Annotated in this window: 24 protein-coding genes; 12 read left to right on the top strand and 12 right to left on the bottom strand. The window is 66.9% G+C overall.

Annotated elements, in window-relative coordinates:
• Positions 1-108: 108 nt before the first annotated feature.
• Positions 109-510, bottom strand: a complete 402-nt coding sequence (locus tag C448_RS07055) for a CBS domain-containing protein (RefSeq protein ID WP_004053222.1) — start codon at positions 508-510, stop codon at positions 109-111.
• 126 nt (positions 511-636) lie between these two features.
• On the opposite strand from C448_RS07055, the gene C448_RS07050 reads away from it, so the two are divergent.
• Complete coding sequence (locus C448_RS07050) at positions 637-1,011, top strand: VOC family protein (RefSeq protein WP_049916137.1); 375 nt, start codon at positions 637-639, stop codon at positions 1,009-1,011.
• Between the two features lie 52 nt (positions 1,012-1,063).
• The gene (locus C448_RS07045; protein ID WP_004053219.1) at positions 1,064-2,890 is read left to right on the top strand and encodes a DEAD/DEAH box helicase; all 1,827 of its coding nucleotides are present in this window, start codon (positions 1,064-1,066) and stop codon (positions 2,888-2,890) included.
• Between the two features lie 14 nt (positions 2,891-2,904).
• Here the strand turns inward: C448_RS07045 and C448_RS07040 are convergent, their stop codons facing one another.
• Both C448_RS07040 and C448_RS07035 read right to left on the bottom strand, forming a co-directional pair.
• Positions 2,905-3,084, bottom strand: a complete 180-nt coding sequence (locus C448_RS07040; RefSeq protein ID WP_049916136.1) for a hypothetical protein — start codon at positions 3,082-3,084, stop codon at positions 2,905-2,907.
• Positions 3,084-4,190, bottom strand: coding sequence for an aminotransferase class V-fold PLP-dependent enzyme (locus C448_RS07035; RefSeq protein ID WP_004053217.1), 1,107 nt, complete (start codon positions 4,188-4,190; stop codon positions 3,084-3,086). The genes C448_RS07040 and C448_RS07035 overlap by 1 nt, the downstream gene beginning before the upstream one ends.
• Positions 4,191-4,277: 87 nt before the next feature.
• Here C448_RS07035 and C448_RS07030 point away from each other — a divergent pair, with 87 nt between their 5' ends.
• From C448_RS07030 to polX, 3 genes are all read left to right on the top strand, one after another.
• On the top strand, positions 4,278-5,045 hold the full coding sequence (locus C448_RS07030) for a creatininase family protein (protein WP_004053214.1): 768 nt from the start codon (positions 4,278-4,280) through the stop codon (positions 5,043-5,045).
• A 133-nt stretch (positions 5,046-5,178) separates the two neighbouring features.
• Positions 5,179-5,610, top strand: a complete 432-nt coding sequence (locus tag C448_RS07025) for a DUF5788 family protein (protein ID WP_004053212.1) — start codon at positions 5,179-5,181, stop codon at positions 5,608-5,610.
• The gene (polX, locus tag C448_RS07020) at positions 5,607-7,346 is read left to right on the top strand and encodes a DNA polymerase/3'-5' exonuclease PolX (RefSeq protein ID WP_004053210.1); all 1,740 of its coding nucleotides are present in this window, start codon (positions 5,607-5,609) and stop codon (positions 7,344-7,346) included. The genes C448_RS07025 and polX overlap by 4 nt, the downstream gene beginning before the upstream one ends.
• Here polX and C448_RS07015 read toward each other — a convergent pair whose 3' ends face one another.
• The 5 genes from C448_RS07015 to C448_RS06995 all read right to left on the bottom strand — a co-directional run bounded on the left by C448_RS07015 (position 7,347) and on the right by C448_RS06995 (position 11,705).
• On the bottom strand, positions 7,347-7,751 hold the full coding sequence (locus C448_RS07015; protein ID WP_004053208.1) for a rhodanese-like domain-containing protein: 405 nt from the start codon (positions 7,749-7,751) through the stop codon (positions 7,347-7,349). It abuts the gene before it with no gap.
• Between the two features lie 40 nt (positions 7,752-7,791).
• Positions 7,792-8,334: an NUDIX hydrolase gene (locus C448_RS07010; protein WP_004053206.1), complete on the bottom strand. Its 543-nt coding sequence runs from the start codon at positions 8,332-8,334 to the stop codon at positions 7,792-7,794.
• 64 nt (positions 8,335-8,398) lie between these two features.
• Positions 8,399-10,144: a Rieske (2Fe-2S) protein gene (locus C448_RS07005; RefSeq protein ID WP_004053205.1), complete on the bottom strand. Its 1,746-nt coding sequence runs from the start codon at positions 10,142-10,144 to the stop codon at positions 8,399-8,401.
• A 388-nt stretch (positions 10,145-10,532) separates the two neighbouring features.
• The gene (locus C448_RS07000; RefSeq protein WP_004053204.1) at positions 10,533-10,928 is read right to left on the bottom strand and encodes an OsmC family protein; all 396 of its coding nucleotides are present in this window, start codon (positions 10,926-10,928) and stop codon (positions 10,533-10,535) included.
• A 66-nt stretch (positions 10,929-10,994) separates the two neighbouring features.
• On the bottom strand, positions 10,995-11,705 hold the full coding sequence (locus C448_RS06995; protein WP_004053202.1) for a metal-dependent hydrolase: 711 nt from the start codon (positions 11,703-11,705) through the stop codon (positions 10,995-10,997).
• 110 nt (positions 11,706-11,815) lie between these two features.
• Between C448_RS06995 and C448_RS06990 the strand changes: the two genes are divergently transcribed.
• Entirely contained in the window at positions 11,816-12,583 is a 768-nt protein-coding gene (locus C448_RS06990) for a fumarylacetoacetate hydrolase family protein (RefSeq protein ID WP_004053200.1), read from the top strand.
• Here C448_RS06990 and C448_RS06985 read toward each other — a convergent pair.
• Positions 12,570-13,037: a hypothetical protein gene (locus tag C448_RS06985; protein WP_004053199.1), complete on the bottom strand. Its 468-nt coding sequence runs from the start codon at positions 13,035-13,037 to the stop codon at positions 12,570-12,572. The two genes, C448_RS06990 and C448_RS06985, sit on opposite strands and share 14 nt — an antisense overlap.
• A 178-nt stretch (positions 13,038-13,215) precedes the next feature.
• Between C448_RS06985 and hisC the strand changes: the two genes are divergently transcribed.
• The 6 genes from hisC to C448_RS06955 all read left to right on the top strand — a co-directional run bounded on the left by hisC (position 13,216) and on the right by C448_RS06955 (position 18,473).
• Positions 13,216-14,304, top strand: coding sequence for a histidinol-phosphate transaminase (hisC, locus tag C448_RS06980; protein WP_004053197.1), 1,089 nt, complete (start codon positions 13,216-13,218; stop codon positions 14,302-14,304).
• A gap of 2 nt (positions 14,305-14,306) precedes the next feature.
• The gene (locus C448_RS06975) at positions 14,307-14,822 is read left to right on the top strand and encodes an adenylate kinase family protein (protein WP_004053194.1); all 516 of its coding nucleotides are present in this window, start codon (positions 14,307-14,309) and stop codon (positions 14,820-14,822) included.
• 10 nt (positions 14,823-14,832) lie between these two features.
• The gene (locus C448_RS06970) at positions 14,833-15,450 is read left to right on the top strand and encodes a CDP-alcohol phosphatidyltransferase family protein (RefSeq protein ID WP_004053192.1); all 618 of its coding nucleotides are present in this window, start codon (positions 14,833-14,835) and stop codon (positions 15,448-15,450) included.
• A gap of 42 nt (positions 15,451-15,492) precedes the next feature.
• Positions 15,493-16,017 (top strand): multiprotein bridging factor aMBF1, encoded by a 525-nt coding sequence (locus C448_RS06965; protein ID WP_004053190.1) that lies wholly within the window; start codon positions 15,493-15,495, stop codon positions 16,015-16,017.
• A 51-nt stretch (positions 16,018-16,068) separates the two neighbouring features.
• Positions 16,069-16,716 carry a triose-phosphate isomerase gene (tpiA, locus tag C448_RS06960; protein WP_004053189.1) on the top strand — a complete coding sequence of 216 codons (648 nt, stop codon included), beginning with the start codon at positions 16,069-16,071 and terminating at the stop codon, positions 16,714-16,716.
• An 86-nt stretch (positions 16,717-16,802) separates the two neighbouring features.
• Complete coding sequence (locus C448_RS06955) at positions 16,803-18,473, top strand: acyl-CoA synthetase (RefSeq protein WP_004053187.1); 1,671 nt, start codon at positions 16,803-16,805, stop codon at positions 18,471-18,473.
• A gap of 6 nt (positions 18,474-18,479) precedes the next feature.
• On the opposite strand, the gene C448_RS06950 is transcribed toward C448_RS06955, so the two are convergent.
• From C448_RS06950 to dinB, 3 genes are all read right to left on the bottom strand, one after another.
• The gene (locus C448_RS06950; RefSeq protein ID WP_004053185.1) at positions 18,480-19,103 is read right to left on the bottom strand and encodes a uracil-DNA glycosylase family protein; all 624 of its coding nucleotides are present in this window, start codon (positions 19,101-19,103) and stop codon (positions 18,480-18,482) included.
• A 65-nt stretch (positions 19,104-19,168) separates the two neighbouring features.
• The gene (locus tag C448_RS06945; RefSeq protein ID WP_004053183.1) at positions 19,169-19,726 is read right to left on the bottom strand and encodes a DUF420 domain-containing protein; all 558 of its coding nucleotides are present in this window, start codon (positions 19,724-19,726) and stop codon (positions 19,169-19,171) included.
• A 36-nt stretch (positions 19,727-19,762) separates the two neighbouring features.
• Positions 19,763-21,058 carry a DNA polymerase IV gene (dinB, locus tag C448_RS06940; RefSeq protein WP_004053181.1) on the bottom strand — a complete coding sequence of 432 codons (1,296 nt, stop codon included), beginning with the start codon at positions 21,056-21,058 and terminating at the stop codon, positions 19,763-19,765.
• Positions 21,059-21,532: the final 474 nt, after the last annotated feature.

Below are 21,532 nucleotides of genomic sequence, written 5' to 3'. Positions count from 1 at the left end.
CGCCGCCCGTTTCCCCTCTGCAGTCGTTCGTCATCTCACGACCACCATGTCTGTCAGTATCTCACACGAGGATGATAACTGTACGCCCTCGGATGAGTGGTGTCCGGTTCACGCCGGACTCGGCGTCTGGACGTGCGAGAGATACGCCGCGAGATCGGTGGAGGTGATCATCCCGATGAGGCCGTCTTCGTCGCTGACGACCGGCATGTGGTGGAAGCCGTGCTCGGTCATCGTGTCCGCGACATCGCGGATGGGGGCCTGGGCGGTCGTCGTGACGACGTCGGTGGTCATGTAGTCCGAGACCGGCGTTGCGGCCTTCGGGCGACTCTTGGCGACGATATCGACGAAATCGGTTCGCGTGAGGATGCCCCGCAGCTCGCCGTTCTCGACGACCACGACAGAGCCGACGCAGTTGTCGAGCATCAGCTCCGCCGCGTCGGCGACGAGCGTCTCAGGGGCCACGGTATGCAGATCGGTCGACATCACCCGACCGACGAAGAGGTCGTCCATAACGGTTGATCGTGTGGGTACGTGATAAACGTTCACACTGTGGTGACATCCGCCGGGCGGCAGGAGGGGGGAGGAGGCGAAACGAACGACCGGCCGATTTATTCGCGGTGGGGCGCACGGGGAGTCATGGAGCTGCTTCACCCCTGTCTCAACGTTACGGACATGGATCGTGCGGTCGCGTTCTACACCGAAGAGCTCGATTTCTCGGAATCGTGGTCGTTCGAGACGCCCGACGGAGAGACCGAGAACCGCTATCTGGCCGCCGAGAACGGCGTCGAGCTCCAGCTGTCGAAGACCGAGGGTGTGGACGAGCTCGAACAGGGCACCGCCTGGGACCACCTCGCCGTGAGCGTCGAGAGCGTCGATCGAGCCTTCGAGGAGATCGACCACCACGGCGTCGTTCAGGAACCGACCGACGTACAGGCCGCCGGCACGCGGATCGCGTTCGTCCGCGATCCCGACGGGCACGTGATCGAGTTCGTCGAACCGCTCGACGACTGACGTCGGTCGACGAGGCGGAAGTCGTTTGTCCACAGCGGCGCTGGTTTCGGTAGTGACGGACACGAACGCGAGCGAGCAGCCCGAGGACGGGACCGCCATCACCGCCGCCACGTTCCGCGCGGCGCTCGAAGAACTCGAAGAGCCCGTGGCGACCGCGAGCGCGGTGGCGCGCGTCCTCGACTGCAGCCAGACCGACGCAAGCGACGCGCTCGATCGGCTGGCCGAGGCAGGGAAACTCGACCGCCAGGACGTGGGCGACGATCCCGTCGTCTGGTATCCCCGCGAGTTCGCCGATTTCGTCGATCCCGAGCACGTCGTCATCTTTCCCGAACGCCGCGAGCTCGTCGTCGAACGGCCCGAACAGTTCACCCGCGCGCAGCTCACGCAGTTCGCCCACCTCGTCGATTCGGCCGACGAGGCCTACATCTACGAGATCCGTGAGGAGGACGTCTGGTGGGCTCCCTACGACCACATCGACGGGCTCGTCGGGACGATGCGCGACGTGCTGAGCGAACCCGCACCGAAACTCGAAGAGTGGGTCGAGCGCCAGTGGACGCGCGCCAGGAAGTTCGCGCTGACGACCCACCAGGACGGCTACACGGTTCTCGAAGCCGAGAGCCCCGATCTCATGGGCAACGTCGCCCGCCAGAAACTCGACGCGGACCAGCTCCACGGGCCGATCTCCGACACCGAGAGCTGGGTCGTTGAGGGGAAAGAAGGCGCGATCAAGCGCACGCTCTACGACGCCGGCTATCCGGTCCAAGACCAGCGCGAACTCGAAGGCGGCGCGGAGCTCGACATCGATCTCGGCGTCGATCTGCGCGAGTACCAGGAGGACTGGCTCGATCGCTTCCTCGACACCGGGGCTGGCGTGCTCGTCGGCCCGCCGGGCAGCGGGAAGACGATCGCCGCCATCGGCGCGATGGCCGACATCGGCGGCGAGACGCTGATCCTCGCGCCGGGTCGCGAGCTCGCCGGCCAGTGGCACGAACAGCTGCTCACCCACACCTCCCTCGATCCCGAGCAGATCGGCGAGTACCACGGCGGCGAGAAGGAGATTCGACCGGTGACGATCGCCACCTACCGCACTGCGGGGATGGATCGCCATCGCAAACTGTTCGACGAGCGCCGGTGGGGACTCATCGTCTACGACGAGGTTCACCACGTGCCGGCTGCCATCTACCGTCGCAGCGCCGACCTCCAGGCCAAACACCGTCTCGGGCTGTCGGCGACGCCGATTCGGGAGGACGACAAAGAAGGTGAAATATTCACTCTCATCGGTCCGCCGATCGGGACGGACTGGGCGAAACTGTTCGAGGCGGGGTTCGTTGCCGAGCCCGAGGTCGAACTCCGCTACGTGCCGTGGCGCTCTGAGGAGGATCGCACCGAGTACGCGAGCGTCGAGGGCTACGAACGCCGGCAGGTCGCCGGCACGAACCCGGCGAAACTCGACGCGATACGCTCGTTACTCGCCGACCACGCGGACGCAAAGACGCTGATCTTCGTCGAGTGGCTCGATCAGGGACAGGAGTATTCGGATGCGCTCGACATCCCGTTCATCAGCGGCGAGACGCGCTACCCCGAGCGCGAGCGGCTGTTCGACGAGTTCCGGCGCGGCGAGCGAAGTAGACTCCTCGTCTCGCGGGTCGGCGACGAGGGTATCGATCTGCCGAACGCGGAGATCGCCATCGTCGCCTCCGGTCTCGGCGGGTCGCGCCGGCAGGGCTCACAGCGTGCCGGCCGGACGATGCGCCCGTCGGGCAACTCGCAGATGTACGTGCTCGCCACCCGGGGTACTCGCGAGGAGGAGTTCGCCAGAAACCAGCTCCGTCATCTCGCCGGGAAGGGTGTCCGTCTGCACGAGACCGACGCGAGCTGAGCCTCGATATCGATTCAGAACGGGAGATAGCCGAGATACATCCCACCGAAGAGCAGCCCGAACACCACGACGAGCAACAGCAAGATCCCCATCAGATACTGGTAGGCCCCGCCGACCGTCGTCAGCTGTGGAACGTTCATGCGTGAGTCGTTGCGGTCGAACCCTTTAGTGCTACCGTCCTCGGCCGACGACATCAGAGCACCTCGCAGAGCGCGTCGATGTCATCGTCGGTGTTGTAGACGTGGACCGAGACGCGGACGGCCGCCGGCGACGGGATCGACCGGATCGTGACGTCCTCGTCGGCGAGGCGTGAAACGGTGGCTTCGGGATCGTCGGCGGCGATCGTCACCAGCCCAGATTCGTACTCGCGCGGGCTCAGCAGTCGATCGTCGTCGATCCCCTCCTTGAGTCGGTCGGTGAGTCGCTCGATGCGCCCCTCGACCGTGTCGATACCGATCGAATCGATGGCGTCCATCGCTGCCTGGAGCCCGGCGTACGGTGCTGGCGAGGTCGTCCCGATTTCGAGGCGTTTCGCGCCCGCAGAGAATTCGTAGCTGTCACCCTCGGGGTCGGTCACGCTCCGATAGCCGACCCGTTCGGGCACGAGCGCGTCGGTCGCCTCGTCGGCGACGTAGAGAAAGCCGGCACCCCACGGCCCGCAGAGCCACTTGTGGCCGGCACCGACGACGAAATCCGCACCCCACTCGCCGACGTCGACATCGACCTGTCCCGGTGACTGGACGGCATCGACGAGCACGCGCGCGCCGGCGTCGTGAGCGATCTCGGTGAGTTCGGCGACGGGAAAGCGAGTGCCGTAGTTCCATGTGATCGAACTCAGACAGAGCAGGTCGGCATCGGCGAGCAGCTCCGTGGCCTGCTCGCGGTCGATGCGGCCCGCCTCCGTTTCGAGCACCCTGACCTCGATCCCCTGCGTGTCGCGGAGTCGCTGCCACGGCAGCACGCCGGCCGAATGCTCGCAGTCGGTGCGCACCACCACGTCGCCCTCCTGCCAGGGGAGCGCCGTCGCGACGCGACTGATCCCGTCGGCAGTGCTCTGGGTCAGCGCGATCTCGTCGGTGTCGGCACCGAGGAATTCGGCGACGCGCTCACGGGTCTCCGCGAAGGTCTCGAATAGGGCGGGGTAGGAACCCTCGGCTGCGGGGGCGACGTGCTGCTGGCGTTCGATCTCGTCGGTTGCAGCGTCGACGACGCTCGTCGGTGCGGGGCTCGCAGCGCCCGTGTTCAGGTAGGTGACCTCGTCGAGAACCGGGATCTCCTCGCGGAGGTCGAGCGGATCCATGTGCGGAAAAACGCGGGCCCCATAGAAGGATGTTCCCGTTCGTTCCCGATTGAACACCGTTATCCCGCGGCCCGGCGGATTTCGGGTATGTACTTCGCGGATCGGACGTGGCCCGAACTCGACGACATCGAGGAGCGGTCGCTCGCGGTCGTGCCCGTGGGATCGACCGAACAGCACGGCCCGCATCTCCCGCTCGCGACCGACCATCTCATCGCCGAATCGCTCGCCCACGAGGCGACCGACCGGGCCGACGTGCTCTGCACGCCGACGGTGAAAATCGGCGTCAGCCCCCACCATCGCCAGTTCAACGGCACGATGTGGGTCGACCCGCCGGCCTTCAGGGACTACATGGAGAGCCTCGCGCGCAACCTCACCTACCACGGCATCGACCGGATCGTCTTCGTCAACGCCCACGGCGGCAACGTCAGCCACCTCCGAGAGGTCGGTCGTCGTCTGCGCGACGCTGGCGACGCCTACGCCATCGAGTGGATGTGGAACGACTCGATCCCCGAGCTCGTCGACGAACTGTTCGCGACGAACGGCCCCCACGGCGGGCCGAAGGAGACGGCCATGATCCAGCATATCGCGCCCGATCTCGTCCGCGAGGAGGAGTTCGAGACCGCCCGCGACGACGGACTCGTCGACTTCGACGAAGGCGGCATGACGGTCCACGGCGCGCGGACGTTCTACGACTCGATCGACAACACCGACAGCGGCGTTCTCGGCGATCAGACCGACGCCACCGCCGAAAAGGGCGAGCAGCTGTTCGAGGCCGCTGCCGATCAGCTCGTCCAGCTGCTCGACTGGCTCGCCGACCAGCCCCGCGACGCGCTGATGGCCAAGCCACACGTCTGAAACCGGAGACAACGGTGGAGAAGCACCGCCGATTACGATGCGCTATTCGTTTCCTCTCGACCGATTCCCTCCTAGTCTGGGAGCAGCTTGCACGGTCCGCAGGGTCGAAGTGGATTCGGCTCCGAGAGAGGTCATGAAACCGTACGAACGAAAACAGCTCCTCGCACGGGTCGATCGCGAGGGCGCGACCGTCGGAGCCGACATCCCCGACGAGATCACGGTTCAGGGCGAGCGGCTCGCACTCGCCGAGTTCGTCTTCGAGACGCGCTCGCGGGAGTCGGTGCCGGCCGGCGAGCGCGAGACCGTCGAGCAGGCCAAGCGAAATCTCCGGCGCGAGCGCATCGAACGTCGACAGCGCATCGAGGAGGACGACATCAGCCGCGAGCGCGGCGAGGAGCTCGTCGAGAGCATCATCGGCATCGAGCGCGCGCTGCACGCGCTGTCCGATCTCGGGACGGACGACATCGAGCGCGAAGCGACGACGAGCGAGACCGCCGACCGCAAGCGCTGGATGAACTTCCTGAAGCAGGCGCTCGGTCAGGACAGTTCGAGGGCGCGCCGATGAACGACAACGACGCCGTCGCCGACCGGTTCGAGGAGTTCGCCGACCGTCTCGAAGCGACTGGAGTCGAATACAAACCCCAGTCCTATCGCCGTGCGGCCGAGAACGTCCGTGCCCATCCCGAATCGGTCGGATCGCTGGTCGACGACGGGAAAGAGGCCGTCCAGGGGATCGAGGGCGTCGGCGACGCGCTCGCCGCGAAGATCGTCGAGTACGTCGAGACAAGCGAGATCGAGGAGCTGGAGGAGCTACGCGACGAGTTACCCGTGGAGATGGCGGCGCTCACGCGCGTCGAGGGCGTCGGTCCGAAGACCGTCGGCACGCTCTACGAGGAGCTCGGCGTCGAGGATCTGGACGATCTCGAAGCGGCCGCGCGCGAGGGGCGCATCCAGGGGATCGACGGGTTCGGCACGAAGACCGAGGAGAACATCCTGTCGGGGATCGACTTCGCCCGACAGGCCGGCGAGCGCTCGCTGCTCGGCGACGCGCGCCCGCTCGGCGAGGAACTGAGGCACTACATCGGCGAGTCGGAGGCGGTCGCCGACGCCGAGCTCGCGGGATCGCTGCGGCGCTGGCGCGAAACCATCGGCGACGTCGATCTGCTCGTGGCGAGCGACGAACCCGAGACCGTCGTCGAGCGATTTACCGACTGGGACGATCGCGACGAGATCATTGAGGCCGGATCGAGCAAGGCGAGCATCCGATCCGAGGGGATGCGAATCGATCTCCGAGTCGTCGTCCCCGAGGAGTTCGGCAGCGCGCTCCAGTATTTCTCCGGGAGCCGCGATCACAACATCGGTTTCCGCAATCGAGCCATCGAACAGGGGCTGAAGGTCAATGAATACGGCGTCTTCGACGTCTCCAGGGTCGACGACATCGAGGCGGACCAGCGGGTCGGCGAGCGCGTCGCGGGTGACACGGAAGAGGGGATGTACGACGCCGTGGGACTGCCCTGGATCCCGCCCGAGCTCCGCGAGGACGGCGGCGAACTCGCCGCCGCGGCCGACGGCGACCTGCCCGATCTGCTCGCGGAAGAGGACGTTCGCGGCGACCTCCACGTGCACTCGGAGTGGTCCGACGGCGACGACACGATCGGGGAGATGGTCACGACCGCGGCGGAGTTCGGCCACGAGTACCTCGCCATCACCGATCACGCGAGCGGACCGGGGATCGTCGCCGACATGGGTCTCGACGACGCGGCTCTCGAATCACAGCGCGAAGCGATCGAGTCGGCCGCCGAAAACGCCGATATCGAAGTGCTCGCGGGCGTCGAGGCGAACATCGAGGCCGACGGCGGGCTCTCGGTCGGCGAGAGCGTCCTGGAAGAACTCGACGTCGTGGTCGCCTCGCCACACAGCGGGCTCGACGGCGATGGCACCGAACGGATCGTCAGCGCCATCGAGCAGCCCCACGTCGACATCATCGGCCATCCGACGGGGCGGTATCTCAACCGCCGCACCGGGCTCGAACTCGATTTCGAGCGGATCGCCGAGGCGGCCGCCGAACACGGCGTCGCGCTCGAAGTGAACGCAAACCCGCGACGGCTCGATCTCTCGGGCGGTGCAGTCCGGACGGCGATCGAGGCCGGCGCGACGATCGTCATCGACACCGACGCCCACCAGCCGGCGAACTACGACCTGCTACAGTACGGGGTCCACACCGCCCGGCGCGGCTGGGCCGAGACGGGCGACGTGCTCAACGCGCGCGATGACGACGGACTCAGGGAATTCCTGGACTGATCAGAACGGTGCGTCGGTCCCGTTGCCGGATGGGACCGCACCGTCGGCGGCGTTGTCGTCGCTCGTACGATCGGCGGCAGCGCCGTGCTCGGTGGCATCGAGTGGGCCATCCCACGCTTCGAGTCCGCCGTCGAGGCTCTCGACGCGGGCGTCGTCGACGGGTTCGGCCGAGCGCAGGAGCTGGAGGGCCTGGAGGCTGGCCTTGCCGTGCGGGCAGACCGTCACGATGTGCTCGGCGTCGGCGAACTGCTCGACGTGCTGGGGCAGTTCGCCGAACGGGACGTTCTCGCTGTCGGGGATGTGGCCGCGCTCGAAGGCGGCCGGCGACCGGATATCGACGACGCGTACCGGCTCCTCCTCGTCGAGCAGGCCGGCGAGTTCCTCGGGCGTGATTTCGTCGCTCACGGGAGCCCTACCGGTTTCGGGCGAATAAAACCGCCGTTCGTCAGAGCAGTCCTTCCTCACGTGCGAGCAGGAGCCCCTCGATCGTGGCGTCGTTGGCCGGCTCCTCGCGTGCGGTGGCGAGCGCCTCGTCGATCGGTAGCGACGTCACGGTGAGGAATTCGTTGTCGTCGAGATCACGGTCGGTTGGGGTGAGCCCCTCGGCGAAGACGATCGCGCGGCGGTGGCTGAGCACGCCCGTCGCGACCCAGAACTCTTCGAGCAGTGAGACGCCCGCCGCTTCGAGGCCGGTCTCCTCGCGGAGTTCGCGCGCGCCCGCTGTGGTGGCCGATTCGCCGTCCTCGACGATGCCCGCGGGGAGTTCGAGACACTGCTTGCCGATCGCCGGCCGGTACTGATCGACGAAGACGACGTCGTCGCCGTCGCGGGCGACCACCACGACCGCCGCCGGCAGCTCCGCCCAGTAGTATTTCTTCTCCGAGCCGTCGGGCTGTTCGACGCGGTCGTAGCCGCCGGTGTACCAGCCGGTCTCGTACTCGACTTCCGATTCGAGAACCGGCCAGTCGTGATCGGTCTGTTCGGTCATACCCCTGCTGCGGGCGGCGCGCGCTAAACGGTGGCGTTCGGCGGTGAGTTCGCCGGGGCGAGAGCTACTTGACCTCGTGAAGGCGCTCGCCGCGGTGCAGGCGCGTCGCGATCGAGAACGTCTGCTCGGCGGCGCGCCGCGTCGGGAAGTGGGCCGCCATGTAGCGCGCCGTCGCCATCAGCGCCGTCCGTTGCTCGCTCTCCTCGCCGACGACCTCGAAGCGCTCGATGGCCGCCGTCAGACTCTGCAAGGTGTGGAAGTCGGCGTCCTCGCGGAGCAGCCCGCGGCCGAGCGTGCGCTTGAGGTCGTCGGGATCACCGTCGGCATCGAAGTGCTCGCTCACGAGCGTCGCCGCGTGATTCGTGTTGCCCTGCTCGTCGAACGCATCGAGAAGGTCAGCGCGGACGTCAGCGGGCGTGCGGTCGGTCTCGGCGGGGTCGGGCACCGGTGCGCGCGGCGAGTTGAGGAATCGATCGAGATAGACCGACATTGCACCGTCGAAACAGGCCCGATAGAGCTCGGTCGCGTCGGTCTTTTCGGTCGCGCGATGGACCGCGTTGGCGTAGGTGAACGTGTGATGAACGGTGTTCCAGTCGGTGAACTCGTTGTTCGTGGCGAACCAGAGCACGCGGCGCGTGGCTGCGCGCGCGACTGCATCCGCGAGCTGGGTCGTCGTCGCCCCCGCCCTGATGGCGTCGGTCAGCGCGTCGATGATCGCTTCGGCGTCGTCGTCGAGCAGCGTCTCGACGAACCCTTCAGAACGTTCCCACTCCTTGCCCTCGCCGGCGGCCACGAGATCGGGCAGGAGATCGTTTGCATCGGCGCAGAGCCCCGCGATATCGACGGGTTGACGCCACGAGGAGAGTTCTTCCGAGCGTGTGGCATCGGTGATCTGGGCGACCGTCGAAGCGAGCGCGGCGTCTGCGTGCTCCTCCCAGCCGAGGTGTTGGGCCGTCTCGAAGGCCGTGTTGATGAAGTCGAGCGTGTGTCCGGCGTTCATGTAGCGATGGTCGGTCGCGGCCGAAAAGACGATCTCCGCGACGTCTTTGGGCGGGAGCGAGTCGATCGCGGTGAGTAGGCAGCGCTCCGCGCCGTCGGCATCGCGGACCTCGCAGGTGTCACGGAACCAGGATTTGAGTCGTTCCTTCGAGAGATTCTGATTATCGAAGGCGTACTGCTGGAAGCGTGGGGGTTCGCCGGCCGAATCGTCGGCGACCTCGCGGACGCCCGTGAACATCGCGCGGCGCTTGTCCCGGCCGCCGACGTGATCGTAGAGGTTCGCCATGCAGCCGAGGGTTGTGAGGCCGCGTCCCCAACCCATCGCACGATAGCGCGTCCCGAAGTTGACGGCGGTTTCGAGCGGCGTGTAAAATCCCTTGCCCTCTTCGTCGAGACCGATGACTGACTTCGCCATCACGAGCGAGATGTCCTCTTCCAGTCCGTCGGCGAGTCGGTTGCGAAATCGTGTCGCCGGCGGGACGTCGGGTTCGGGGTCGGGATCGAGATACACCTCTCCGTCGTCGATTGCGGTCGGGAAGGTCTGGACGTCGTCGGCGAAGAGGTCGAAGGTGTCGCCCTCTTCCAGTTCGAAACGCGCGTGGTGCCAGTGGCAGGTCAGGATGCCGTCCTCGACCGTCCCGCGCGTGAGCGGGAAGCCCATGTGTGGGCAGCGGTTGTCGACGGCGTAGACTTCGCCCTCGTGGTGGAAGAGCGCGATCGGTCGGCCGTCGCTGCTGACGACCTGCCGACCCTCGTCTTCGAGCTCCGACAGCGATGCGACCTGGACGTACTCGGTGTCTTCGACCGCCATATCTGCGAGTTGGTGACACGCCCACAAAACGATTCCCTGAAACGATGTTTTGTAACTGAATCGACTATTTTGGGTGGCTGATTGATGAGCATTGACTGGATGTGCGTGGCGGCGCGGCCGCCGCGGTGCGGTGGTGCGGTGCCTGGCGGATGAAGGGCGAGGCGCACGAGTGACCGGAGGGAGCGAGTAGCGAACGAAGTGAGCGCGCCGAGGGCTTCTGCGGTGTTGTGCGGTCGGTGGTAGCGTCAGCGTCCGTGCGAACGTAGTGAGCGCGGTTCACCGCGAGCGCCGCAGGCGCGAGCGGGTGTTTTTAGTCCAGGTTTTTGGTCGGGGGTTGAGCGCGCGAGTGAAACGAGCGCGCGATGCCCCCGTCTAAAAACCTGGGTTTCTAGAACGCGCTGCCTTCGACGGAGATGTCGGCGTGGAGCTCCTCGCGCAGCGCCGAGTGGACGTGACAGATGTCCTCGCCGCGCTCGACGAGTTCGTCCTCGTCGCCAGCGATGTCGGCCTCGACGCGGATGTCGAAGCGGATGGCTTCGAGGTCCTCATCGCCGTCGAGATCGCCCTCGGCGTCGATTTCGATCCGACCGAGGTCGTCGTAGTCGCGCTGTTGGGCCCCGACACGGAACGCGGGGATGTAGCAGGAGGCGTAGTCGGCGACGAGCGTCCCGTTCGGTTCGGGGCCTTCCTCCTCGGTGGCGTCGACGGTGAGTTCGAAACCGCCGACGCGGCTGGTCGTGGCGAATCCGTCCTCGGACGTGCTCGTGACGTTGATGTCTGCCATTGCATCGGCCATGCGAGCGCCGGACCCGTAAGTATCCCGGTCGTGCGGGCCGTTCACGAACGGCGATCAGTCGAGCGTGAACGAGCCGTCGTCATCGAGGACGTGGGCCTCGCTGTCGGGGGCGTGCTCGCCGACCGCGTCGACGAACTCCTCGGGGTCGGCTTCGAGCGGCGGCATGGTGTCGTAGTGCATCGGGAAGACGTGCGGGGCCTCTAGCCAGTCGGCGGCGATGGCGGCCTGCCAGATGCCCATCGTGAAGTGGTCGCCGATCGGGAGCGCCACGGCGTCGGGCTGGAGATAGGGCGCGATGACGTCCTTCATCTCGCTCATGAGCCCGGTGTCGCCGGCGTGGTAAAAGGACGTGCCCGTGCCGTCGGGCCCCGGCTGTTCGTCGCTGACGAGATAGCCCGCCGGGTTGCCCAGTTCGTACTCGTAGCCCATGTCGATGCCGCTCGTGTGGTCGGCGCGGTGCATCGTCACGTGGGCGTCGCCACACTCGACTGTGCCGCCGATGTTCATGCCGATCGTGTCGTCGGCACCCATCTCCGCCTCGACGTAGGCGGCGACCTCGACGGGGGCGACCACGGTCGCGTCGGTGAACTCGCCAGCGTGGGCGATGTGGTCCGCGTGGCCGTGCGTGAGCAGGACGTAATCGGGCTGGTCGATCTCCGACGGCTCCATCGCGGTGTGGGGGTTGTCGAAGAAGGGATCGATGAGCAGGCTCGTGTCGCCGACGGTGACGTACCAGGTCGAGTGGCCGTGCCAGGTGAGTTCCATTGCGCCCACCAGTAGTCGCGTCACATACTTAATACTGTAGGCGAGCACGCAGCGCGCGGCGTGCTGCCCGCTGTGTATGAGTTTATCAGGGCGGGCGTCGAGGGGCCGACATGCACCGCGTCAGGTTCCGCGATCCGAACGGCGACGTCCGCACCGGTAGCTGGGACGCGGCCGAGAACCGCATCACCGCCAGCGCCGGCCCAGGGGGTCGTCTCTCCGTCTCGGACGACAGCTACACGCCCGCGGAGGTGGACGTGCTCGCCCCGACCGACCCCTCGAAGATCGTCTGCGTCGGGCTGAACTACCGGGGTCACGCCGAAGAGCAGGACAAGGAGATCCCCGATCGGCCGCTGCTCTTCCTCAAGGGCCCGAACACCGTCGCGAGCCACAACCAGACTGTGGAACTGCTGCCCGACAAGGAACGCATCGACTACGAGGCGGAGCTCGGCGTCGTCATCGATACGCAGTGTCGTAACGTCGCCGAAGCCGACGCGATGGACGTGGTTCGAGGGTTCACCTGCGTCGACGACATCTCGAACCGTGACGACCAGCGTGCCGAGCAGAACTGGGTGCGCGGGAAGGCCTTCGACAACGCCGCGCCGATGGGGCCGCTGCTCGCGAGCCCCGACGAGGTACCCGACGACGCGACGATCGAACTCCGGGTCAACGGCGAGCGCAGACAGCATTCCTCGCGCGAGGAGTTCATCTTCTCGATCCCCGAGCTCATCGAAGAGATCACGACCTACATGACGCTCGAACCGGGCGACGTGATCTCGACGGGGACGCCAGCGGGCGTCGGCCCACTCGCGGACGGCGATCGGGTCGCCGTCGAGATCGAGGGGATCGGCACGCTCTCACATTCGGTCACGATCCCATGACCGACTCGAACCAGCGCCGGAGCGTCGGGCTGACGTAGGCGGCGGCACCGAGTGCGACCAGCGCCATCCCGAGCGGGAAGACGAGCGGATCGATCGACACGCACTCGTTCAGCGAGCCGATGGCTGCGTAGTAGCGATCACCCTGATAGCTGACGACCGCGCCCTCGCGCAGCGCGTCCGTCCGGATCGGGCCGTCGATCTCGCCGTCGCTCGTGGGACCGTTGACCGCCTCGTCGAGCGCGGCGCGCTCGGGCTCCGAGAGGTCGTTCGCGGCGAGCGTGGGGCCGCTGGCCGGCGCGCTCGGCGAACTGACTTCGAGGAGCGGGTTGCCACACAGCCCCAGGTCCTCCTGGAACAGTGCGTAGCCGCCGACGACGGCCGCACCGATGCCGATGGCCAGCAGCACCGCACCGAGAAAGCGCACCGTGAAGGCGATTGTATCCGTGCGATCCATTCGATACGGACTCCTCGCCCGGGTGGATTATGTGCTTTCGGATGCCAGCAATCGAACAGTTACGAAGCGAGTCGGCGACGGCGCGAACGGTCGAGCTAATGATGATCGAACACGTCCGACCGTAGCGAGGCCGCGACCGGGTGAGTACGCTTAAATCCCGTCATCCGTTCGTCCAACCATGCAGCCACGGGACCTCTCCGACCACGCCGTCTATGCGGCGGGCCGGGGGAGTGAGGAGGTCGCCCGCGAGCTGGGACTCGATCCCGCCGAACTGGTGACGCTCTCCTCGAACGAGAACCCACACGGGCCGAGTCCGGCGGCGGCCGCCGCCATCCGCGACGGTGCCGCGACGGTCCACAGCTATCCGAAGAGCGCTCACACGGACCTGACCGAGCGCATCGCCGAGCGCTGGGCGGTCGAATCGGAACAGGTCTGGCTCGCCAACGGCGGCGACGGTGCACTCGATTATCTCTCACGTGCACTGCTCGATCCGGGGGACTCGGTCCTCGTCTCCCGGCCCGGGTTCGCCTACTACGGCATGAGCGCGCGCTATCACCACGGTCGCGTGAACACGTACGAACTGGCACAATCGAACGGGTTCGCACAGACGCCCGAAACCGTGCTCGAATCGTACGACGGCGAGCGCATCGTCTATCTGACGAGCCCGCACAACCCGACTGGGACGACTGCAAGTCTCGACACGATCGAGGAGATCGCCGAGGAGACCGACGACGAAACCCTCACCGTCGTCGACGAGGCCTACGGCGAGTTCGCCGACGTCCCGAGTGCGCTCGCGCTCGTCGAGGGTCAGGACGGGTGGGACGCTCGCGACGACGTCGCCGTGCTCCGGACGTTCTCGAAGGTGTACGGGCTGGCGGGCGTGCGCCTCGGCTACGCTCTGGTGCCCGACGAATGGGCTGAGGCGTACGCACGCGTGAACACCCCGTTCGCGGCCAGCGCGCTCGCCTGCCGGGCCGGCCTCGCCGCGCTCGACGACCACGAGCACGTCGAGGAGACCGTCGAGAGCGTCCGCTGGGCACGCGAGTTCATGAGCGACGAACTCGACGTCGAGACTTACCCGAGCGCGGGTAACTTCGTTCTCGTCGAGGTGGGCGACGCCACCGCGGTCGCAGAGGCAGCCAAGCGTCGCGGCGTCATCGTCCGGGACTGTTCGAGCTTCGGACTCTCCAACTGCATCCGGATCTCCTGTGGCACCGAGACCGAGACCCGGCGCGCGGTGGCAACGATCAACGAGGTGCTCGCGTGAGCATGCGGGTCGTCGTCACCGGGACGCCAGGCACGGGCAAGACGACCGCGACCGAGCGCCTCGATCGCGAGGTAGTACATCTCAACGACCGCATCCGCGCGGAAGGACTGGATTCGGGAACCGACGAGCGCCGCGGGAGCCTCGTCGCCGACATGGACGCGGTCGCGGCGGCTCTCGACGAGCGAGAGAGCCGTGAGATCGAACTCGTCGAGTCACATCTCGCTCACCGGCTGCCGGCCGACCGGGTGGTCGTGCTGCGCTGTCATCCCGACGAGCTCGGTGAGCGCCTCGCCGCCCGTGACGAATCCGACGAAACGATCGCGGAGAACCGGGAGAGCGAGGCGCTCGACGTGATCCTCTCGGAGGCCGTCGAGGAGCACGGGATCGAGAACGTCTACGAGATCGACGCGACCGAGCGCGATCCCGATGACGTCGCGAACGAGATCGAGCGCGTCGTCGCCGGCGAGCGCGAGCCGAGCGCCGGAACGGTGTCGTTTCTCGACGCGGTGTCGCTATGAGTGAGCATCGATGACGCTCGATCAGTACCGCTCGCTCGCCGACCGATTGCTGGAACCGTTCGTCGGTTTGGCTGCCCGCGCGGGGCTGACGCCGAACGGGGTGAGCGCGCTCGCGTTCGTCCTCGCTGGCGCGGCGGCTGTGGCGTACGCCCTCGCGGGCGGCGAGTCGCTGTGGTATCTCGTCGGCGCGGTGCTCGTGGGGCTGAACGGCGCGCTCGATCTGCTCGACGGCGCGCTCGCCCGCCGTCTCGACACCGCCTCACCGGCCGGCGATCTGCTCGATCACGTGCTCGATCGGTACGCCGACATCGTGCTGGTCGTCGGGCTCGCGGTCGGCATCGAGCGGACGCTGTTGGGGATCGTCGCCGTGACGGGCGTGCTCATGACCTCCTATCTCGGCACGCAGGCGCAGGCGGTCGGTCTCGACCGGGTGTACGGAGGGTTGCTCGGCCGCGCGGACCGCCTCGCGCTCATCGGGATCGTGACGGCGATCGCGGCGTTCGTCGCCCCCTCGCTCTTCGACGTGGGACTGGTCGGCTGGCTGCTGGTCGTGCTGGCCGTCGTCGGCCATCTGACCGCGCTGCAGCGCCTCTCACACGCCTGGAACGCGCTCTCGCCGGGGCGATGAGCACGGCGGACGTTTTATACGCGCGGGTAGCCTTCCACCGATATGGTTCAGTGTGAGATGTGCGGTGCGGAGACGTCTTCTCCGACGACGGTCGAGATCGAAGGTGCTGAACTCGACGTCTGCGACGACTGTGCGGACTTCGGCACCGAGGTCGAGCAGCAGTCGACCGGAAGTGCCTCGACGAAATACTCGACCGATTCCTCGTCGGGCGGGTCGGACGGCTCGTCGAGCGCCGACGGGGCGAGCGGTTCGAGCAACACGCGTCGCCACGACATGTTCGACGACATGGAGGAAGTCGTCCAGGACTACGACGAGCGCATCCGGAACGCGCGCGAGGCGGCGGGACTGAGCCAGGACGAGTTGGCCAAGGAGCTCAACGAGAAGGCAAGCCTCATCCGCAAGCTCGAACGCGCCGCGAGCCTGCCGAGCGACAGCGTGCAGGGCAAGCTCGAACGCAAGCTCGACATCACGCTCACGGAGGGCGGTGTCGACGACACCGAGTGGGAGGGTGGTGCCTCGACGGGCGAGTACACCCTCGGCGACGTCGTGCAGCGAAAGGACTCCTGAAAGCGACACCGACCTCGCAACCTATTTGTCCGTCGCGGTGTCCCTCCAACCATGTTCGTTCTGGTCAATCTGAAGGCCTACGCGGCCGACGCGGTCGGGATCGCCACCACGGCGCGCGAGGTCAGCGAGGAATCGGGCGTCCGGATCGCCGTCGCGCCCCAGGCCGCACGGCTCGCGGCAGTCGCCGACACAGGAGTTGAGACGTGGGCACAGCACGTCTCGCCCGTCGAGCACGGCAGTCACACGGGGAGCACGCTCGCCGAGGCGGCGGCGATGGCAGGCGCGGACGGTACCCTGATCAACCACTCCGAGCGCCGGCTCCGCCTCGCGGACATCGACGGGGCGCTCGATGCCGCCGAGCGGGCGGAGCTCGAAACGATCGTCTGTGCGAACAACCCCGCGCAGGTTGGTGCGGCGGCGGCGCTCGGGCCGGACGCGGTGGCGGTCGAACCACCCGAACTCATCGGCGGCGACGTCTCGGTGAGCCAGGCCGATCCCGATATCGTCGAGGACGCGGTCGCGGCTGCCGAGGCCGTCGACGACTCGGTCGACGTGCTCTGCGGTGCGGGCATCTCGTCGGGCGAGGATCTCGACGCGGCGGGCGAACTGGGTGCCGAAGGCGTGTTGCTCGCGAGCGGTGTGGCGAAGGCCGACGATCCGCGTGCAGCGCTCGCGGATCTGGTCGAACCGCTCTCGTAACACCGGCCGTCCGTCGTTTCGCGCCCGCGTAGAGCTGTCAGTTCTGTATGAACATCATTGATGATGGGTGTGGCAGTAATCAGGGTATGGCAACGCACAACTTGCCGGAGTACGGGGCCGCGCGCGAGGAATTTTCTTGGGACGATATCTACGCCGAGGCCGACTGGGACGCGCCGGAGACGTTCAACATCGGCCACGAGGTCTGCGACCGCCATGCCGACGGCTCCGGGCGAGTGGCGCTCCAGTACGTCGGCACCGCCGGCGAGCGCGAGACGCTGACGTTCGACGACCTCGCCGAACGGTCGAGCCGGTTCGCGAACGTGCTCGAATCGGAGGGCATCGAGCGGGGCGACAGGGTGTTCACCTATCTGCCGCGGATCCCGGCCCACTACGTCGCCCTCGTTGGCACACTGAAACGTGGGGCGGTGTTCGGCGGTGTCAACGAACGGTTCGGCCCCGAGGGCATCGCCTACCGGCTCGGCGACTGCGATGCCAGCGCGATCGTGACGACCTCCGAGAACCGCGAGACGGTCGAACGCGCTCTTGAGGACGTTGCGAGCGTGGAGACGGTCATCACGGTCGATCGGGGCGACGGCGTGGCCGACGATGACGTGAATTTCTCCGAGGCGATGGCCGATGCGAGCGCCGAGTACGAGGCGGTCGAAACAGGCGGCGAGGACAACGCCCTGCTCTACTACACGAGCGGCACGACCGGGCTGGCGAAGGGCGTCCTCCACAAACATCGCTGGGTCGCGGGCGTCGCGGCCACCCAGCGCTACGCGGTCGATCTCCAGGACGACGATCTCTACTGGTCGACCGCCGATCTCGGCTGGCTCACGGGGCCGATCAACGCGCTCGGTGCGTGGTTCTGGGGGACGAGCCAGCTCGCCTACGAGGGCGAGTTCGATCCCGACGAATGGGCCGGCGTTCTGGACGAGTTCCCCGTCACGGTGCTCTTTTCGGTGCCGACGGCCTACCGGATGCTCCGGACGAACGAGACCGTTCTTTCGGATGTGGATCTCGATCTGCGCCACGCGCTCTCGATCGGCGAACCGCTCTCGGGCGGCGTCGTCGAGTGGGGAGAGGAGGCGCTCGGCGTGACGATCCTCGACACCTACGGCCAGACCGAGACCGGGAACATGGTGATCAACAACTACCCGACGATGGAGCTCCGACCGGGCAGCATGGGCAAACCCCTGCCCGGCATTGAATCGGCGATCGTCGATCCCGCGACCGGCGAGGTTCTCGACCCGGGCGAAACGGGCGAGATCGCCCACCGCGGCGACTTCCCCTCGTTCTTCGCCGAGTTCTGGGAGAGCCCAGAAAAGACTGCCGACTGTTTCGTCGACGGGCCCGACGGCGAGTGGTATCTCTCGGGTGATCTCGCCCATCTCGACGAGGATGGCTACTTCTGGTTCGAGGGGCGCGCCGACGACGTGATCCTCTCGTCGGGCTACCGGATCGGCCCCTTCGAGGTCGAGAGTTCCCTGGGCGAGCATCCGGCGGTCGCCGAGGCCGCCGTCGTCCCGAAACCCGACAAAGAGCGGGGCAACATCGTTAAGGCCTACGTCGTGCTCACCGACGAGGGAAGCGACTCGGAGGACCTCGCCGAGGAACTGCAAACCCACGTCCGCGAGGAGCTCTCGGCCCACGAGTACCCCCGCGAGGTGGAGTTCGTCGACGAACTGCCGAAGACAGTGACTGGAAAGATCCGGCGGACGGAGCTGCGCGACAGGACGGCCGATCCGACCGAATGAACCCGATCAGCGGACGATATACGGCTCGTCGCCGGGCATGAACCGGCCGAGTTCGGCCTCGCGGCGGTAGTCGGTGGCCAGCAGCGTTTCGAGCGACTCGCGTAGCTGCTCGCCATGGCTGTCGGTCCAGTCCCGTGGATCGGCGATCGGGACGACGAGCCAGCCGCTGCCGCGGAGCTCGGTGGCGTGGAGGTCGGCCATCGCCAGCGGGTGCGGCGGGGTCCGGGCGGTGTAGGTCTGCAGGATCTGCTCGGTCGCGCGCTCGCCGACGGGGAGCAGGACGTGCGCGCCGATGGCGCGGAGTTCGGCGTCGAAGAAACGTTCGCAGTCGGCGTACGACTCCGGCGTCGGTTCGCCAGCACAGAGGTGGAGATAGGAGAGATACAGATCGTCGGGGGTGGGGGCGTCGGCGTCAGGGTCGTCGAGCAACCCTACGTCGGCGAAGACCGAAAGCAGGCGGCGGCCGGCGGCGTTCGTGAACGGAACCTCCGTGTCGAGCCCGCCGTGGACGCCGGGATGGTCGCCGACGAGATGGAACGCTGCGTTCGCGTCGCCGTAGCCGGGCACGAACCGGTCGCAGGGCGGACGCATGCCGAAGGGGTTGCTCGTGCGATCGGTGACGTTTTGCACGGCGGGCGTCCGGCCGCTGCGAACAAATGCGTGCGGATTTCGATCGGCGGCGGGAGCAAAAGCCGTCAGTAGATGACGTACGATAGCAGATAGACGACGATCCCGAGTGCGAACGAGATCATCCACAGCGAGGCCGCGACGCGACCGACACGCGGATGGTTCGTCTCCGAGAGCGCCGCGATCGGTCGGGTGAGCGCGAGCAGGAGGACGTAGTTGAGCAGCGGGATACAGACGATGGCGAGCGAGATGTGGATCGCGAGCACCGGCAGATAGACGAACCGATAGATCGTCTCGGGGCCGGGGAACGGTGCCGGCCCGAGCAGCGAGACGCGGTAGAGATAGAGCACGAGGAAGGTGACGAACAGCACGAGCGAGACCCCCATCAGCTTGCGGTGCCGGGCGACCGCGCCGCGTCTGATCGCCCGCCAGCCGGTCGCGATCGTGCCGACGGCGAGCGCGCTGACGAGGGCGTTCACCGTGGGGATGGCGTCGAGCACCGCCGTCGGTGCCCGGGGGAGGGTTCCGTCGAACAGTCCGAGAACGGCCCCGAAGACGAGTCCGAGCGAGATCAGCGAGAGCACTCCTGTCAGCGCTGGCACGTGGTTACGTGCGCGAAACTCCATGACTCGTGCTTGGATGGTGGCCGGCTTGTAGCTTGTTTATTCTTCCTCGAAATCGTCGAAGTGCGCCTGGCCATCGGTCGGTTCGGTGGGCGACGCCGACCGATCGGCTGCCTCGTCCGTATCTGGTCCCTCGGATCGTTCGGTGCCGCCGTCGGCCCGCCCGCGGGTCGACGATTCGAAGCCATCGAGACTGGCCTGCTCGCCGGTCGCGAAGGCGAGGTTCGACACTCTGACGCCGACCTTTCTCACCGTGGCGTCGTCGAACTCATCCAGGAGATCGAGCGCGACCTCGGAGACGAGATCGGCGTCGGCCACCGGTCCGGGCAGCGAACGCGCGCGGGTGTTGACGTCGAACGGCGGCGTGACGACCTTGATCCCGATGGTGCGATAGAGCGCGTCCTCGCGGTCGGCGCGCTCGGCGACGGCGGTCGCGAGTGCCGCGACGCGTTCGCGCAGTGCGGCCATGTCGTCGGTGGCGTCGGTGAACGCTGACTCGCTCGAAAGGCTCTTCGGGCGACCGACGGGCGTCACCTGGCGGCTGTCGTCGCCGCGGGCGAACGAGCGGATCTCGCGGCCGCGATCGCCGAACTGTTCGTCGAGCTTGCTCGGATCGGCCGCCGCGAGATCGCCAGCCGTCTCGATATCCATCTCGCGAAGTTCGCGAGCGGTGACGGGACCGACGCCGTGAACGTCCTCGACGTCAAGTGGTGCGAAGAACTCGGCCACGTCGCCGGGTTCCACGGTGGTGAGTCCGTCGGGTTTCTCGCTGTCGGCGGCGACCTTCGCGGCGCTCATGTTCGGTGCGACGCCGATACTTGCGACGACGCCCACCTCGGCGGCGATGCGCTCCTTGATGTGGCGGGCGTACCCCTCGGCGAGCGTCCGGCCGTCGACGCGCTGCCACGCGGTTCGCTCGGTGACGTCGAGCGCCGCTTCGTCGATGCTCACCTCGCGGACGACGTCGGCGCAGTCGTGGAGCACGTCCCTCACCTCCTCGCCAACCGTCTCGTAGTAGTCGAGATCGACGGGGAGGTAGTGACCGGCGGGTTCGTCCGCGCTCGTGTCCTCGACGCGCGGGAGTCGGTCGAGCGCCGTCGAGATGGCCTGCGCGCTCTCGATCCCGTGAGCGCGTGCCTCGTAGCTCGCGGTGGCGACCGCACCGTGAGTCTCGCCGGCCTCGTAGCCCATTCCGACGACGACCGGTTCGTCCTGGAGGTCGGGCTTGCGGCGGCGCTCGCAGGCGGCGTAGAAGCAATCCATGTCCACGTGGAACACGATGCGGGGAGCACCGTCGTCGACGCCGGGCAGGCGCTGTCCGCCGCGATCGGCCATACGGAACCCACGCGTGCCACGCCAATGAGGATTGCCAAACGATCGATCGGATACGTCGGATCGACACAAAGTTTATTACGGATACTGTGAAACAATGACATGCGTCAGACAACATGATGACGATCAGACATCCCCTCCGGCGGCTCCGGCGTGCGCTCGCTCTCAGCTACACCCCAGAGGAGAGCAACACCGAACATCTCGACGATTCCTGACGACGAAACGGCACTCGTTCTGCGATTACGGATCCGCAACTCGCCGATCCTCTTGCTGTCGCTCACGGATTGTTCGCGACAGCAAATGGGGACGGAGGGATTTGAACCACGGTCGTTTCGCTCACTTCGCTCGTGGTTCGAGAGAGCGAAGCTCTCTCGTCATCTCGAAAGACGCTTAGTCCCTAGCGAAAGTTATGAAGATCGCGTGAGATAGCGATCTCATGAGCGGAGATCGTCGCAAGGAGATCGTCCGACATCTCAG

This window comes from Halococcus morrhuae DSM 1307, from assembly GCF_000336695.1.
In the GTDB taxonomy this organism is placed as follows: Archaea; Halobacteriota; Halobacteria; order Halobacteriales; family Halococcaceae; genus Halococcus; species Halococcus morrhuae.
This window is presented reverse-complemented; position numbering and strand designations above follow the sequence as displayed.